This window comes from Pseudomonas sp. 2995-3 (assembly GCF_002742565.1).
In the GTDB taxonomy this organism is placed as follows: Bacteria; Pseudomonadota; Gammaproteobacteria; order Pseudomonadales; family Pseudomonadaceae; genus Aquipseudomonas; species Aquipseudomonas edaphica.
The window spans coordinates 40,000-53,120 of record NZ_LJSB01000230.1; the positions used below are offsets into that span (position 1 = coordinate 40,000).

The 13,121-nt window shown below is 61.4% G+C and carries 10 protein-coding genes; 5 read left to right on the forward strand and 5 right to left on the reverse strand.

Annotated elements, in window-relative coordinates; all coding sequences use genetic code 11:
* The first annotated feature begins 10 nt into the window (after positions 1 to 10).
* Together AOA62_RS24340 and AOA62_RS24345 are read left to right on the forward strand one after the other, a co-directional pair.
* Positions 11 to 283 carry an HU family DNA-binding protein gene (locus AOA62_RS24340; RefSeq protein ID WP_003174819.1) on the forward strand — a complete coding sequence of 91 codons (273 nt, stop codon included), beginning with the start codon at positions 11 to 13 and terminating at the stop codon, positions 281 to 283.
* A 232-nt stretch (positions 284 to 515) separates the two neighbouring features.
* Complete coding sequence (locus tag AOA62_RS24345; protein WP_017136466.1) at positions 516 to 2,390, forward strand: SurA N-terminal domain-containing protein; 1,875 nt, start codon at positions 516 to 518, stop codon at positions 2,388 to 2,390.
* A 165-nt stretch (positions 2,391 to 2,555) separates the two neighbouring features.
* On the opposite strand, the gene nhaA is transcribed toward AOA62_RS24345, so the two are convergent.
* From nhaA to AOA62_RS24360, 3 genes are all read right to left on the reverse strand, one after another.
* The gene (gene nhaA, locus AOA62_RS24350) at positions 2,556 to 3,884 is read right to left on the reverse strand and encodes a Na+/H+ antiporter NhaA (protein ID WP_099550020.1); all 1,329 of its coding nucleotides are present in this window, start codon (positions 3,882 to 3,884) and stop codon (positions 2,556 to 2,558) included.
* A 122-nt stretch (positions 3,885 to 4,006) separates the two neighbouring features.
* Positions 4,007 to 5,308, reverse strand: a complete 1,302-nt coding sequence (locus tag AOA62_RS24355) for a chloride channel protein (RefSeq protein WP_026013645.1) — start codon at positions 5,306 to 5,308, stop codon at positions 4,007 to 4,009.
* Between the two features lie 49 nt (positions 5,309 to 5,357).
* Positions 5,358 to 6,545 (reverse strand): MFS transporter, encoded by a 1,188-nt coding sequence (locus AOA62_RS24360; protein WP_099550021.1) that lies wholly within the window; start codon positions 6,543 to 6,545, stop codon positions 5,358 to 5,360.
* A 117-nt stretch (positions 6,546 to 6,662) separates the two neighbouring features.
* Here AOA62_RS24360 and AOA62_RS24365 point away from each other — a divergent pair, with 117 nt between their 5' ends.
* Positions 6,663 to 7,559, forward strand: a complete 897-nt coding sequence (locus tag AOA62_RS24365; RefSeq protein ID WP_099550022.1) for a LysR family transcriptional regulator — start codon at positions 6,663 to 6,665, stop codon at positions 7,557 to 7,559.
* 92 nt (positions 7,560 to 7,651) lie between these two features.
* The gene (locus AOA62_RS24370; protein WP_099550023.1) at positions 7,652 to 8,512 is read left to right on the forward strand and encodes a DUF2242 domain-containing protein; all 861 of its coding nucleotides are present in this window, start codon (positions 7,652 to 7,654) and stop codon (positions 8,510 to 8,512) included.
* Between the two features lies 1 nt (position 8,513).
* On the opposite strand, the gene aceE is transcribed toward AOA62_RS24370, so the two are convergent.
* The gene (gene aceE / locus AOA62_RS24375; protein ID WP_099550024.1) at positions 8,514 to 11,174 is read right to left on the reverse strand and encodes a pyruvate dehydrogenase (acetyl-transferring), homodimeric type; all 2,661 of its coding nucleotides are present in this window, start codon (positions 11,172 to 11,174) and stop codon (positions 8,514 to 8,516) included.
* A 145-nt stretch (positions 11,175 to 11,319) separates the two neighbouring features.
* Between aceE and AOA62_RS24380 the strand changes: the two genes are divergently transcribed.
* Positions 11,320 to 11,790, forward strand: a complete 471-nt coding sequence (locus AOA62_RS24380; protein WP_099550025.1) for a MarR family winged helix-turn-helix transcriptional regulator — start codon at positions 11,320 to 11,322, stop codon at positions 11,788 to 11,790.
* A gap of 141 nt (positions 11,791 to 11,931) precedes the next feature.
* Here the strand turns inward: AOA62_RS24380 and AOA62_RS24385 are convergent, their stop codons facing one another.
* On the reverse strand, positions 11,932 to 12,933 hold the full coding sequence (locus tag AOA62_RS24385) for a pyruvate dehydrogenase (RefSeq protein ID WP_099550026.1): 1,002 nt from the start codon (positions 12,931 to 12,933) through the stop codon (positions 11,932 to 11,934).
* Positions 12,934 to 13,121: the final 188 nt, after the last annotated feature.

The window sequence follows — 13,121 nt, forward strand, 5'->3', positions numbered from 1 at the left end:
GGGACTTAGAGTGAACAAGTCGGAACTGATTGATGCTATCGCCGCATCCGCTGATATCCCGAAAGCTGCTGCTGGCCGTGCGCTGGACGCAGTAATCGAATCCGTCACTGGCGCTCTGAAGGCCGGCGACTCCGTGGTACTGGTAGGCTTCGGTACTTTCTCTGTGACTGACCGCCCAGCTCGCACTGGCCGTAACCCACAGACTGGCAAAGCACTGCAAATCGCTGCTGCCAAAAAACCAGGTTTCAAAGCCGGTAAAGCCCTGAAAGAAGCGGTTAACTAAGCTTCGTTCAAGCCTTGCCTACCCGGGTCAGACGCAGGTCTGGCCTGGCAGCGGAGCGGCAGCTGACCCACGTATCCATCGGGTCGCCAGGGCCTGGGGTGTTGGTTCAAAACCCCGTCCGCTCCGCCAGTTACGAGAAGGCGCATCCTCGGATGCGCCTTTCTTCTATCCGGACTCTACCCACGCTCCACGGTTGCCTAATTTTTGAAGATCAACCGTTTCTGGGGGACGCATGCTGCAAAATATCAGGGACAATTCACAAGGCTGGATTGCCAAGACCATTATCGGGATCATCGTCGCATTGATGGCGTTCACCGGTATCGAGGCCATTTTCCAGGCTTCGGGTAACAACAAGCAGGACGTAGCCAAGGTCAACGGTGAAGAAATCACCCAGACCGAACTGGGCCAGGCCGTTGACATGCAACGTCGCCAGCTGATGCAACAGCTGGGCAAGGATTTCGATGCTTCGCTGCTGGACGAAAAACTCCTGCGCGAAGCGGCTCTGAAGGGCCTGATCGATCGCAAGCTGTTGCTGCAAGGCGCCGCTGATTCCAAGTTCGGCTTCTCTGAAGCTGCGCTGGACCAAGTGATCCTGCAGACGCCGGAATTCCAGGTGGACGGCAAGTTCAGTGCCGAACGCTTTGACCAGGTGATCCGTCAGCTGGGCTACACCCGTATGCAATTCCGTCAGATGCTGACCCAGGAAATGCTGATCGGCCAGGTTCGCGCAGGCATCGCCGGCAGCGGTTTCGTCACCGACGCCGAAGTGCTGGCTTTCGCCCGTCTGGAAAAACAGACCCGCGATTTTGCCACCGTCAACATCAAGACTGACCCTGCGGCGGTGAAGCTCACCGACGATGAGGTCAAGGCTTACTACGACAAGCACGCCAAAGAGTTCATGACCCCGGACCAAGTGGTCATCGATTACCTGGAACTGAAGAAGTCTTCCTTCTTCGACCAGGTCACCGTCAAGGACGAAGAGCTGCAGGCTGCCTATCAGAAAGAAACCGCCAACCTCGCTGAACAGCGTCGTGCCGCGCACATTCTGATCGAAGTCAACGACAAGACCACCGACGCGCAAGCCAAGGCCAAGATCGAAGACATCCAGGCACGCCTGGCCAAGGGTGAGAAGTTCGACGCCCTGGCCAAGGAGTTCTCCCAGGATCCAGGTTCGGCCAACAATGGCGGTGACTTGGGCTTTGCCGGCCCTGGCGTCTACGACCCGGACTTCGAAACCGCCCTGTATGCCTTGAACAAGGACCAGGTGTCGGCGCCGGTGCGCACCACTTTCGGTTGGCACTTGATCAAGCTGTTGGGCGTTGAAGCACCTGAAGTGCCATCGTTTGCCAGCCTGAAAGACAAGCTGACCCGCGAGCTCAAGACCCAGCAGGTCGAGCAGCGTTATGTCGAAGCGACCAAGCAATTGGAAGACGCGGCATTCGAAGCCTCCGACCTGGCTCAGCCGGCGTCCGACCTGAAGCTGACCGTGCACACGTCCGCGCCGTTTGGCCGTGAAGGTGGCGAAGGTGTTGCGGCCAACCGTGCCGTGGTTACCGCAGCGTTCAGCCCGGAAGTGCTGGATGAAGGTGCCAACAGCAGCGCTATCGAGCTGGACCCGGAAACCATCATCGTGCTGCGTGCCAAGGAGCATCTGAAGCCTGCGCAACTGCCGCTGGAAAGCGTGTCGGCTGCGATCCGCACCCAGATGACCAAAGAGCGCGCCATCGCGGCTGCCAAAACCCATGCCGACGAGTTGATCGCCAGCCTGCGTGACGGCAAGACCCCGTTGAACCAGCCGATCGACGGCCAGGCCTGGAAGGTGACTGAAGCGGCGACCCGTAACGCTGAAGCGATCGAGCCGGCCGTGCTGCAAGCCCTGTTCCGCATGCCTAAGCCTGCGGCCAAAGACAAGCCGACCTTCACCACCGTGACCCTGGCTGACGGTAGCCTGGTGATCGTGCGCTTGAACGGCGTCAACGAAGCTGCAGCCCCTACCGACGAAGAAAAGGCGCAATACCGCCGCTTCCTCGCCTCGCGTATTGGCCAGCAGGACTTTGCTGCCTACCGCAAGCAGTTGGAAACCAAGGCTGACATCAAGAAGTTCTGATGTTGGTTTGAATAGAAAAGCCCCCGGTCTGAAAGGACCGGGGGCTTTTTTTTTGCGCAATTGTCGGCTCAGAACTGATCGTTCCCACACTCTGCGTGGTAATGCATCCCGTGACGCTCTGCGTCACCCGTACGCAAGTACAGAAAGCGGGACGCGCAGACGGGCTCAGAACTTCAGTTTGCCCCAGCTCAAGCCAATCACAGCTGCCACGGTCGAGGCCGTCAGCACACTCAGTTTGGCCGCTGCCAACAGTTCCGGGTCGGAGAAGGCCAGGGACGAGATAAAGATCGACATGGTAAAACCAATCCCCGCCAGCAGGCCGACCAGGCCGACACCGCTCCAGGTGACTCCGTCGGGCAGCTTGCAGATATTGAGTTTGACCAGCGTGATGCTCGCCAGCATCACGCCCAACGGTTTGCCGATCACCAGGGCGAAGATCACGCCCATGAACACGCCATGGGGCAGCGGATGCTCAAGGTTCAAGCCTTGCAAACTGACACCGGCATTGGCCAGGGCGAACAACGGCATCACACCGAATGCGACCCACGGATGCAACGCCGACTGCACGCGCTGCACCGGCGGCATCAGTTCGCGCTGGGCTTCGCGCAGTTGCTTGAGCGGCTTGGCGACCTGGTGCGAGTCTTCGGCCGGTCGCGAGAGGCGATCCATCAGCTCGTTGAAGGTGCGGCCGATGGTGTCCAGTGGGCGTTCGGTGGTTGGTTTGGAACTGACCGGCGTCATCAGGCCCAGGATCACCCCGGCGAGGGTCGGGTGCACGCCGGTCTTGAGCAGGCCGAACCAGACAATCGCCCCCGGCAGCAGATAGATCGCCGCCTTGCTGATGCCCATTCGTTGGAACACCAACACCAAGGCCAACCCACCTGCGGCAACCACCAGGCCCATGTAGTCCAGGCTTGCAGTGAAAAACACCGCAATGATCAGGATCGCCACGATGTCGTCGATGATGGCCAGTGCCAGCAGCAGGACGCGTACACCGCTGGGGATGGATTTGCCCAACAGCGCCAGCACGCCGACGGCAAAGGCAATGTCGGTGGCGGTGGGCACGGCCCAGCCACTCGCGGCGGCGGTGCCATGGTTGAGCGCGGTGTAGATAATGGCCGGCATCACTACGCCACCCAGTGCGGCGCCCAGCGGCAGGGTCGCGAGTTTCAGGTTGGCGAGTGCGCCGTCCTTTATTTCCTGACGTATCTCCGCACCTACCACCAGGAAGAAAATGGTCATCAGGCCGTCATTGACCAGAAAGTGCAGGGAGCGCGACACACTGAAATCGCCCAGCCCGAGGGTAATCGGGGTGTTCCAGAAGTGTTCGTAGGACGCGGCGGCCGGGCTGTTGGCCCAGATCAACGCTGCAATGGCCGCCAGCAACAGGACGATGCCGCTGACGGCTTCGATGCGTGAAAACCGCTCAAGGGCCGACAGTGCGCCCTCGGTCAATGCCTGGGGGCGAGGGATGGCAGGGTGTTTTTTGGGCACGACAAGTCTCCATTGGCGGCCCGACCAATGCTTTGCTTTAACCTGCGTTGTGCCCTATGCAGTCACGCACCCAGGGTGATGATAGGAAGTTGATGAATAAGTTGTAAACAATGTTGTCAGGGTTAAGGGCTTTTTGTCGGTGGGTGCAGAAACCCGCGCGCCAATTGCTGGTACAACTCCGGCCCCATCCGCGAACTGACGGCTTTGGCAATCAGCGCCACCGCCATCAGGCTGATCACCATCCCGTGGCTGTCGATCATCTCCATTACGATGATCGCCGAGGTGATCGGCGATTGCGTCACGGCAGCCAGGAAGCCCACCATGCACAGCGCAATGATCGGTTGCGCTGCCAGCGCGAAAAACTCGGCTGCGTTGGCGCCCACGGCCGCGCCGACGGCCAGCGACGGGGCAAAAATGCCGCCCGGAATTCCGGAAAAATACGTCACGACCGTCGCCAGAAAACGCGTGACAGGCGCATGCCACGGCAGGCCGACATCGGCGGCAATGATCTGCGAAGTAATCCCGTAGCCGCTGCCGAAGGACATCCCGCCGCTGAGCCAGCCCAGGATTGCGACCACCAGCCCACACGCCCCGGCGAACCAAACCGGGTGGGCGCGCCGCCATTCCCAGACCACAAACCTGTGGTAGCGCTGGGGCCACAGCAGCATGCGACTGAACAGCCCGCCGAGCACGCCACAGCCGATGCCTGCCGCCAATACCGGAACAATGATGTCGAGCTTGATCCCTTCAACGTCCAGGTGGCCAAAATAGTTGTAATTGCCCTGCAGGGCGATGGCGACCATCCCCGACAAAATAATGGTGCTGAGCAATACCCCGCTGGTGCGGGTTTCTAGCTTGCGCCCCAATTCTTCTACTGCGAAGGCGACGCCGGCCAGCGGCGTATTGAACGCGGCGGCGATACCGGCGGCGCCGCCGGCCAGGATCAAGTCTTCGCTGCGGATGATGCGTGCATTGGGCAGGTAGCGATGAAAGAAATGCATGATCGATGCCGCCACTTGCACGGACGGCCCTTCGCGCCCGGCAGAGAAACCGCCGGTCAACGCCAGTGTTCCGAGGCCTATCTTGGCCAATGCGATGCGCAATGACACCAGCTTGCTGACGTCCTGTCCTTTGTTGGCCAGGCGAGTAGCGGCGATGACCTGGGGAATGCCACTGCCTTGGGCTCCGGCAAAAAAACGTGTGGTCAGCCACACCACCAGCATGCCCACCAGCGGTGTGTAGAGGAAGGGCAGCCACGGATGGGCGCTGGATTGCTCGGCGAACTGAGTGAGCGCCACGTCAGCCAGGCGCGCAAACATCACCACCATCAGCCCGGCGATGGTGGCGCCGGCCCACAGGGTGATCCGGGTGCGCCAACGCAGCGAGGTAAAGCGGCGGCGCAGTGAAATGAACGGTTTGATCACCCAGGTGAATTCCGAATAAGTTTCAGGGTGTTTCAAGATTAACCGTATATCAAGCGCTTGTCCTCGCGATGCGCCGTGTCGCGGCCAATGCCAAAAGCACCAACCCGGCAACCGCCCACGGGAACAACGCCACCCCCGATGTTTGTAGCAACATACCGCCTGCTAGCCCGCCGCCGGCAATTCCCAGGTTCCACACCGTCACCAGCATTGACTGCGCTGCGTCAGCCGAGTCGCCGGCAGACTTGGCCAGTGCCGTTTGCAACAGCGCCGGCAGGCCACCAAAGGCCAGGCCCCACAGCGCCACGCTGGCATACACCGCACGGGTGGAAGTCATCCACACGCCCAGTGCCAGGGCCGATACAGCGAACATCACGCAACTGATGATCAGCAGGCGACGCAAGTGTTGATCAATCAGCATGCCCGTCAGCCAGATACTCAACAGGGCCGCCAAGCCGAATACCAGCAGTATCCGGTCGATGTCGGCGACTATTCCGGCAGGCACCAGTAACGGCGCGATGTAGGTGTAGAGAATGTTGTGCGCCAGCACGTAGGTAAAGGTCACCCACAACACTGGACGAATGCCTTGCAGGCTCAGCACCTGGCGCAAGCCCAGGCGCTTTTGTTCCGGCTGGCCGGCGAAGTCCGGCAGTTGCCAGCGCGCCCACACCAACAGCAACAGCGTCAGCCCGGTCATGATTGCAAAGCTCAGGCGCCAGCCCACCGCAGCGCCGAGGAACGTGCCGGCAGGTACACCCAGTGACAAGGCCAGCGGTGCGCCGAGCATGGCGACCGCAATCGCCCGGCCTTGCAGGTGCGGGGCCACCATTCGGCTGGCGTACCCGGCCAGCAGTGCCCAAAGCAACCCGGCGAACACCCCGGCAAAAAAGCGCGCGGCCAGGGTCAGCCCGTAATGGGTGGACAGTGCCGTCACGCTGTTGACCAAGGCAAAGCCGCCGATGGCAATCAGCAGCAAGGGGCGCCGCCGCCAGCCTCGGGTCAGTAGGGTGAGGGGGATGGCCGCGAGTAACGAGCCAAGGGCATACAGGGTCACCAGTTGGCCGACTAACGCCTGTGAAACCTGCAGCCCTTCGCCCATCTGAGGCAGCAGCCCGGCCGGCATGGCCTCGGTGAGAATCGTGATAAACCCTGCGCACGCCAACGCCAGTAAGCCGGCGAGAGGCAGTGCGTCCTTTACGGCCGTGGCGGCCGGGCCGGTAATCGAAGGGCAGTCGCTCATGTTGCGTCTCCATGCAAAAGGTCAGGAGGCAGAGTAGGGGGCTGCGGGTTGCGGAAAAACAGGCTAAGGTTCCGAACTTATCGGACGTCAACGTCCGCAATCAAAAAGGGTAGGGCAATGGACAGTCTGAGCGGCCTTTCGGTATTCGTGCAGGTTGCGGAAACCCGCAGCTTCACCGCAGCTGGCCGCGTTTTGGGGGTGTCATCTTCGGCGGTGGGCAAAAGCATCGCGCGCATGGAAGAACGCCTGGGCGTGCGGCTGTTTCATCGCAGCACACGCAGCGTCACCCTGACCGGCGAAGGCGCGTTGTTCCTCGAGCGCTCGCGGCGGATTCTGGCCGAGGTGGAGGCGGCCGAGCAGGAGCTGACTGAGGCCGGCGCCACGCCCCGAGGCACGCTGCGCATCAGCTTGCCGCAGGTGCGTGGCCTGTTGATGCCGGTGCTCAGCGACTTTATGCGCGCCTACCCGGACATCGAGCTGGATGTGGATTTTTCTGACCGCATGGTGGACGTGATCGAGGAAGGTTTTGATGCGGTGATTCGTACCGGCAAGCCGGAAGATTCGCGGCTGATGGCACGTCATCTGGGGCATTACCAACTGGTGTTGGTGGCCTCGCCAGGCTACCTGGCGCAATACGGCACCCCGCAACACCCGCAGGACTTGAGCGACCATGCCTGCCTGCGCCACAAATTCTGCGCCACCGGCAAGCTGGAACCCTGGCCACTGCGCCATGTGCCCGGCGTGGCGGAGCCGGTGTTACGTGCGCCGCTGATCAGCACCACCATCGAGTCCCTCAACTATGTGGTGCACGAAGGTTTGGGCATCGCCTGCCTGCCGGACTTCATGGTCAAGGAGGCGGTGCGCCAGGGGCGTCTGCAACGGGTGCTGGATGAGCACCTGGTCCACCGTGGCAGTTTCTGGATGCTGTGGCCCTCGAGTCGCTTTGCCTCGGCCAAGCTGCGGGTGTTTATCGACCATATGTCTGCCGGGCTTTTCCCTGCGCAGGCGGTGTAATAACGCTGTGACGTTTTACCGACAGGAATGTGCGCGCCAACCCTGCGTTCTGTTGCACAATAGCGCCCTGACTGTTTTCCTCAGGATTTTCGATGTCGACATCATTTCACTTGCGTAGCCTCGGGTTGGCGCTGGTGCTGGCGGGCGCTGCGGGCTGCTCGTCACCCAAGACCGCTATTTATGAACATGAGAATTTCGACGACTCCGGTACGTTCTCCCGTGATTACCCGGTCAGCGATGTGGCGGCCTGTGAAGCGGCGCGACGTGCGCTGTTGAGCCAGGGTTACATCATCACCAGCAGCGACCCCAAGCTGGTGGTGGGTAACAAGAGTTTCCAGCAAACCGGCGAAACCCATCTGCAAATCAGCTTCAACGTGGTATGTGCCGATGATGGCAAAGGCGCCAAGCACTCAACCATGTTCGCCAACGCCTTGCAGGACCGCTACGCGCTGAAGAAGGTCAACAACTCCGCCAGTCTCGGCGTGGGTGTGTTGGGGTCGGTGTCGATGCCGATCGGCTCAACCGATGATTCGATGGTCAAGGTGGCCAGCGAGACAGTGACGGCACCGAAGTTTTACGATCGCTACTTCTCGCTGGTGGATGTGTTCCTGCCCCAGGACGTGAAGGCGGCCGAGCATATTCCAGAGAAGCCCAAGGCTGAGCTGGGCATGCCGGAGCCGAAAGCGGCTGCGCATGCCGATAAGCCTGCGCCTGCCGATAAGGTAGCGCCTGCCGATAAGATAGACGCGCCCAAGGACGCTCCGGTAGCGCCCGCCGTGTCGGAACCGCTGGCACCGCCGCCAGAGGCGGCACCGATTGCGCCACAGGCCGAGCCGGCGCCGACCACTGCGCCAACACCTGCACCGGCTGCGGAACCAGCCCCATCGCCGACCAACCCGAACCTGCCGGCGCCGACAGAGGCGATTCCACCGCTGCCAACGCCTGGGCGGTAACTCAGACGGCTACGGGGTTCGTCTTGTCGATGTTTATCCCGTAGCGGCTGATGGCCTCGCTCACCTTGTCACGCCCGATCACGCCGTCATCGGCCAGCGCCTTCAGCGCCGCCAGCACGATGAAGTGGCGGTCCACCTCAAAGAACTCGCGCAGGGTTTCGCGGGTGTCCGATTGCCCAAAGCCATCGGTGCCCAGCGCCACAAAACGGCGGCCGTGTACAAACGGGCGGATCTGGTCGGCGAATAACTTCATATAGTCCGTCGCCACCACCACCGGCCCGCTGTGTCCGGCCAGGCTGGTTTCCACGTAGCTCGCACGCGGTTCGTCCTGCGGATGCAACAGGTTCCAGCGCTCCACCGCGTGCCCGTCGCGGCGCAATTCGGTCAGGCTGGTGGCGCTCCAGACATTACTGGCTACGCCAAAGTCCTTGTCGAGCAGTTGCGCTGCGCCAATTACTTCGCGCAGGATCGAGCCGCTGCCCATCAATTGCACCTGCGCCTGGGGGGACGTGCTCAGTGGATACAAGCCTTTGAGAATCCCGTCCTCCACGCCTTCGGGCATGGCCGGGTGCGGGTAGTTCTCGTTGAGCAGGGTGATGTAGTAGTAAATGTCCTCTTGTTCGACGTACATGCGCCGCATGCCTTCGCGAATGATCACCGCCAGCTCGTAGGCAAAAGTCGGGTCATAGGCGACGCAGCAGGGGATCACCGACGCCAGGATGTGGCTGTGGCCGTCGTCATGCTGCAAGCCTTCGCCCATCAGCGTGGTGCGGCCGGCCGTGGCGCCCAGCAGAAAGCCGCGAGCGCGGGCATCGCCGGCGGCCCAGGCCAGGTCGCCGACGCGCTGGAAACCGAACATCGAATAGAAAATGTAGAACGGCACGGTCATCAAGCCGTGATTGCTGTAGGACGTACTCGCCGCAATCCACGAAGAAATAGCCCCGGATTCATTCAGGCCTTCCTGCATGATCTGTCCGTCTTTGCTCTCTTTGTAGTAGCTCAATTGCCCGGCGTCTTGTGGGGTGTAGAGCTGGCCGACGGCGGAATGAATGCCGATCTGGCGGAACAGGCTCTCCATGCCGAAGGTACGCGACTCGTCCGGCACGATGGGTACGATCAGCTTGCCCAGGTGCGGGTCTTTCAACAGCGTGCCGAGGATGCGCACAAACGCCATGGTGGTGGAGATGGCACGCTCGCCGGTGTCTTTGAGTTGGGTGGCAAAGGCGCTCAGTTCGGGAATCTGCAAGGCCTCGACTGCAGTGTGTCGTGCTGGCACATAGCCGCCCAACGCCTGGCGACGGGCAGCGAAGTAGCGGGCTTCTTCGCTGTCGGCGGCGGGCTTGAGGTAAGGGATTTCGTCGAGCTGGTCATCGGCCACTTCCAGGCCGAAGCGGTCGCGAAAGGCTTTTACTGCATCAGCGCCCATCTTCTTCAACTGGTGATTGATGTTCTGGCCTTCGCCCGCTTCGCCCATGCCAAAGCCCTTGACGGTTTTGGCCAGGATCACCGTCGGTTGGCCCTTGTGGCGCACGGCAGCGGCGTAGGCATTGTAGACCTTGTCCGGGTCGTGGCCACCGCGTGAGAGTTTCCAGATATCGTCGTCGGACATGTCGGCAACCAGCGCCAGTAATTGCGGGTATTTGCCGAAGAAATGTTCACGCACATAGGCGCCGTTCTGGGATTTGTAGTTCTGGTAGTCGCCGTCCACGCACTCCATCATGCGTTGTCGCAACAGGCCGCTCTGGTCCTTTTCCAGCAGCGCATCCCAGCCGCCGCCCCAGATCACCTTGATCACATTCCAGCCGGCGGCGCGGTACAGGCTTTCGAACTCCTGGATCACCTTGGCATTGCCACGCACCGGGCCATCCAGGCGCTGCAGGTTGCAGTTGACTACAAAGATCAGGTTGTCGAGCTTCTCGCGGCCGGCCAGGGAGATGGCCGCCAGGGATTCCGGCTGGTCCATTTCGCCGTCGCCCAGAAACGCCCACACCTTGCGGCCTTGGTGTTGCTTGAGGTCACGGAACTCCAGGTAGCGCATAAAGCGCGCCTGGTAGGCGGCGGTAATCGGGCCCAGGCCCATCGATACTGTCGGGAACTGCCAGAAGTCCGGCATCAGCCGTGGGTGCGGGTAAGAGGACAAGCCCTCGCCACCGGCCTCGCGGCGGAAGTTGTCCAGCTGCGCTTCGCTGATGCGGCCTTCGAGGTAGGCGCGGCCGTAAATGCCCGGGGAGGAGTGGCCCTGGATGTACACCAGGTCGCCGTCGAAGGTATCGGTTCGGCCACGGAAGAAGTGGTCAAAGCCTACGTCGTACAGGACGGCGGCCGACGCGTAGGTCGCAATATGCCCACCAACACCCGAGTGTTTACCCGCACGCAGCACCATCGCCATGGCATTCCAGCGAATAAACGCATTGGTGCGCCGCTCGATGGCCAGGTTGCCGGGGTAGGGCAATTGGCGGTCAACCGCGATGGTGTTGACGTAAGGCGTGGTCACCCGCCCGTAGAAGTCACCATGGCGTGCAACGTCGAAATCCAGCAACTGATCAATCAGGTAGTGGGCACGCGGGCGGCCTTCGGTGGACAGCACCGATTCGATGGACTCCAGCCACTCGCGGGTTTCCTGTGGATCGTCGTCCAGTCTTACTGCGTTATTGGGGGTCATGTGAGGCTCCAGGGTAGGCGGATTTCAAGCAGCGGGCTCCTTGTGGGAGTTGCGAAAATGTAATTGCAATTGCAACTACATGACTGAATCTAGCGCGGGATGAGCTACTATTGCAACCTTCTTGAAATTCCCCGGATGGTGTTGCATGTCGTCGAAAGAGCCAGATGTATGGTTCCGTTTTGTCAGGGCCCACAGGACGGTCATCCGAGAAATCGAACGCCGCCTGGCTGCAGCAGACCTGCCGCCCTATGCCTGGTATGACGCGTTATGGGGCCTGGAAAGCGGCCCCGACGGCACACGGCGCATGCACGAATTGGCCGATGTGCTGGCGATTGAGCGCTACAACCTCACACGCCTGGTAGACCGCCTGGAAAAGGACGGCCTGGTAGTGCGTTCACGCTCCGACGGCGATGGCCGCGCAGCGTTTGCCTCGATCACCGAGGCCGGCTGGGTGTTGCGTAAAAAGATGTGGAAAATCTACGAAAGCACGGTGGATGAGCTGTTCCTGTCGCAAATCGAGCCTGAGCAGCGCCAGCTGTTTGCCGATACCTTGGAGCGCACTGCGGGGTTGGCGGTGGAGGCGGGCGTGCAAACCCGCAGTCGACGCAAGGCCTGAGGTGCAATGCGAGCTTGTGTGGGAGCTGGCTTGTCGAATCGTCGCACCGCTGCGATAGCCTCACCGCGGTGTACCTGACACCTTGAGGTGACTGCATCGCAGGCAAGCCAGCTCCCACATGTTTGACCGCGTGCCCATGCATCACAGTGGATACCGACGCATCGCCGTTTCGACCTGCTCGACACCAATACGGCCTTCATCGGCCAACGCCCGCAGCGCACACACCACAATCCAATACCGACTGGGCGCAGAAACCTGCACCGACCCCGCACCCAACCCGACAAACCGCGCCTGCACATACGCCGCCAACTGATCGACAATCACCTGCGGATAGCCGGTCACGGCAATCACCGGCGCGCTGCTCCCGGCCAGGCACTCATGCAGATGGCAGCTTTGCCGGGCAGCCATCGGGTGCAGGCGATTCCAGCGCTCGGCCGCCGCTGCCTCACGGGCCAGCCGCGTGTAGCTTGGGCAGCTCCATACCTGCGCCGTCACGCCCCAATCCTGTTCAAGCAATTGCGCCGCGTGGGTCACGTCCTCGAGCGCTCGGCCCGCACCCAGCAAGCGCACCTCCCCAGTGTGAGTACGCTGGAGCGGGTACATGCCCTTGAGCGCGTTTTCACGATCCTGCTTATCCAGCCTCGCTGTGCGCTGTTGATCATGCAGCGCGAGGTAATAAAACCCCGGCTTGCCGTCGACATACAGCGCGCGAATCCCGGCCAGCACAATCGCCCGGGCTTCTTCGCCGGACGCCGGGTCATACGGCGTGCAGTGCGGGTTGGTCGCCAGCCACAACGGCAGCGACGGTTGCGCGCCCCTGGGCCAGGCAGAGGGCTGGTTCTCGACGTCGTTGCAGAGGATGCCGCGCTGCGTGGCGGCCTGCGACAGCCCACATAACTGCGCCGACGATGCTGCACGGTGCAGGTACAGCATGGGTTTTCCGCCGGTATTGCGCGCAAACCAACTGGGCCAGTTGCCCACACGGCGGCTGCGTGACTGGCCACGAATCACCCAGGCCTGTCGGCTGAATTCCAGGGTATTGGCCATGTTCATGACCGTGTACAGCGGCGAGCCGGGCGGCGGGGCGGCACTGCTCAGCGCATCGATACAGCGCTGCGCGGCTTGGGCGGTAGAGACAGGCATGGTCGAGGCTCCTTGCTACGAAGTCTCGTACCCTAATGGAAATCTGTTATTGATTGCAAATGCAATGATTGCAATAGCACCTCAAGATTCCGACGCTAAATCGATCCAACCCTGCTACGTTTTATCTTGAAGTGCAGGAACGTCATGGCGCCGACATTTTTTCGTCATCACGGCACTTTAGGCTGGGC